Source organism: uncultured Sneathiella sp. (genome assembly GCF_963973085.1).
Classification (GTDB): Bacteria; Pseudomonadota; Alphaproteobacteria; order Sneathiellales; family Sneathiellaceae; genus Sneathiella.
On sequence record NZ_CAXAXA010000020.1, the window covers coordinates 1 to 2,762 of the forward strand.

Below are 2,762 nucleotides of genomic sequence, written 5' to 3' on the forward strand. Positions count from 1 at the left end.
GACACCTATCAACACACTCTATGAACCGTCAGTGCAGGCAGGTCGGACGCTTACGATTGATCCGCACTGGACGAGACATGAAGGATTGTTGTGTTCAGCGTTTGAAGGTGCGTCAAACACGCGAAGATTGCCCTTTGGTTTCCAAAGGATCAGAACGTTCGCCGACCGCAGTGGAATGTCGGCTTTCTGCATGCTGTTGAACAGCAAGACTCTAAGACCCGGACGGCAGCTAAGGGCCGTTCGCTGCCCGCAACGCTAAGGGGCGGAAAGCGGTCGTTCGCTGCAGGTGCGAAGCATGGGGAAGACAATGGTGAAAGCGGACGTATCACGAGCGGCTAAGACTTCATTGTCTTTCTAAAAAGCTGGCCTGCCCAAAGTCGACAGATCCACGTTCCGGTTTGTTCGATCTGAGAAAAGCAGGCGGATGCACGATACAGGAGCTTGCTATTTTCTTTGCCAGTGGACCGCGATCGCTTGAATGTGGGATTAGAACCATCTTTCAAACGACCGCGGCACTGCGATTACTTCCCGGTGAAAGTGTATTTGCCTTCTGCCCGCACATACAGCATGCAATCATCTTCGATCTGGCAAGACAGATCATATGATCCGCCTGTTTCAGAGCCGAAATAGCTGCCGGGAGCCAGATCGCTTTCTGTGGAACCCTCCGGGACGGTTAGGTCCGTTTTGCCGGAGATTGTGACAGCGCGGAGCAATCCAGCATTGCTTTCGAGCGTGCCGGAAGTTCCTGCCGGAATTTTCAGGAATGTTGCATTGTTTGCGCTGGTCTCTCCCCAAAGGTAGGCGAGTTGTGGGGCGGCGGTGTTGTCCTTGGCGGCAGGCTGATCGATCCATGTCACATCATCCGTGCTTAGCCAGACAACGTTGCTTGAATCCAAATTCACTGGAAGTTCGTGATTGTCAAAAGCCTCTTCGGTCGGCCGGACCAGATATGGCCCTTCGAGGATCTCCAAAAAGATCGTTGCGCCGCCCTCTGCCGCCGCAGATGTGATGTGAGGCTCACCCGCCGGCTGTGACCAAAAAGAGCCCGGCCCCATCCACATGTTTGCGGCATCGGGATCATCATTGTGGACTGCACCTTCGATAACGATGCCCCGATAGGTAATGTTGTGAATATGGGGCGGCGAAGAAAAGTTCTCTCCGAATTTGATAATGGCACCGGTGGGCACGTCTTTGGCGATATCCCCCCAGAGCACGCCGGCCTGAGGTGCTGCGTCTCCGCGTGCTGGGTTGAGCGGCTGATAAGTAACATCCGAAAATTTCACGATCTCGGTGGCTTCTTGTGCAAAGGATTGCTGCGAACTTAGCGCCAGGGCTATTGCGGCTATGGGCAGAACGGAGTGTTTCATCATGTCATATACTTTCGTGGTGAAGTGTCTTGGCTCGTTGCCGGGAGTGAGATACTATGAAACCAACGAATGATAATGACTTCAAAGAATAATGCACTATTTGGCTGTGGCAAATAATGATTAACGATCTGAAATTGCTGGAATTGTTCGTTCGGGCAGCGCGGTTGGGAGCTATCGGTAAGGCCGGTGCAGAGTTTGGTTTGTCGCCGACGAGCGCGACGCAACGCATTCAGGCACTCGAATCCGAAGTGGGCGCGCAGCTTTTGCACCGGACAACTCGAAGCGTCAGCGTGACGCTTGAAGGGGAGCGCTTGCTGAAACATGCAGAGCGGATTTTCGAGACGGTGCAGGACGCCATGCTTGACGTAAGTGGCGAAAATCAAGTCCTGCGCGGCACTCTAAGGTTGGCTGGCCCTGCCTCATTCGGGCGGAAGTACATTGCGCCATTTGTGACGGAATTCTTGTCGATGCATCCGGGTTTGACCGTGCAACTCCATCTTAGTGATACGGTTTTTGACATCGTGGATAACGGGTTCGATTGTGCTATCCGGTTGGGTGCTCTGGAAAGTTCGAGCCTCAAGGCGCAAAAGCTTAGTTTATGTCCACGTATTCTGGTTGCTGCGCCAGACTACCTAAAAGCAATGGGCACGCCACAAACGCCACAGGACCTGGTTCATTTTGACTGCGTAATTCGCGATGCATTGCAGAATTGGAAGTTCAAAGGGCCTCATGGGGAGGAAGATGCCGTCAAAGTCGCGGGCCGTTTTGTGACCAATCTTGCGGAGGGTGTTACCGAAGCTGCCATTTCCGGCTTTGGCATCGCGCGCAAATGTACGTGGGAAGTTGCCGAGCATCTTGAAAGTGGTGAACTGGTAACTGTCCTGGACAGATATATCGTCGCGCCGGAGTGGAACATTCACTTCATGCGCCCGCCCGGCGGGATCGAGCCGCTTAGGGTCCGGCAATTCAGATCGTTTATCAAACAAAAGATGGCGCAGGTGCCGACTTTGAGGCAGTGAAGCGGTTTTTACAATGACCGGTAACTTGCGACCCACGACCGAACGGCGCCGTTTTGGATTATGGTGCCCGATATACTCAGCAGGGCATATATGGCGGCCGGATTTGATTGGACTGGGCGTGAGATTGACCTCAAGGCGTTCGCCAACAAGGGTCTCATTATTTCACAAAATGATACGCTTACATTTGTGAAAATGTTCGTGTTTCGCTATGCTTTATAAGCCTAGTTCAGCACGTCAGCCCATTCGGGGTGTTTCCGAAATTCTGAGGCGGCGAAAGGGCACAGCGGCACGATCTTTTTGCTTTGCTCTCGCATGTCAGCGAGAGACTGTGCAGAATTTTGTGCGTGACGCGTTTTCTTACGCCATCGGGAAGCGG

The 2,762-nt window shown here is 53.1% G+C and carries 2 protein-coding genes; one reads left to right on the forward strand and one right to left on the reverse strand.

The genetic code is table 11. The annotated features are described in order from the left end of the window. Nucleotides 1–521: 521 nt before the first annotated feature. Entirely contained in the window at nt 522–1,370 is an 849-nt protein-coding gene (locus AACZ19_RS18485; RefSeq protein WP_327565316.1) for a DUF4437 domain-containing protein, read from the reverse strand. A gap of 113 nt (nt 1,371–1,483) precedes the next feature. Here AACZ19_RS18485 and AACZ19_RS18490 point away from each other — a divergent pair, with 113 nt between their 5' ends. Further along, nucleotides 1,484–2,386: a LysR family transcriptional regulator gene (locus AACZ19_RS18490; protein WP_327565315.1), complete on the forward strand. Its 903-nt coding sequence runs from the start codon at nt 1,484–1,486 to the stop codon at nt 2,384–2,386. The last annotated feature ends 376 nt before the right edge of the window (nt 2,387–2,762 follow it).

Excerpts from the sequence above, each read along its gene's own strand:
- AACZ19_RS18490 (WP_327565315.1), top strand. The coding sequence starts at position 1,484 with ATGATTAACGATCTGAAATTGCTGGAATTGTTCGTTCGGGCAGCGCGG.
- AACZ19_RS18485 (WP_327565316.1), bottom strand. The coding sequence starts at position 1,370 with ATGATGAAACACTCCGTTCTGCCCATAGCCGCAATAGCCCTGGCGCTA.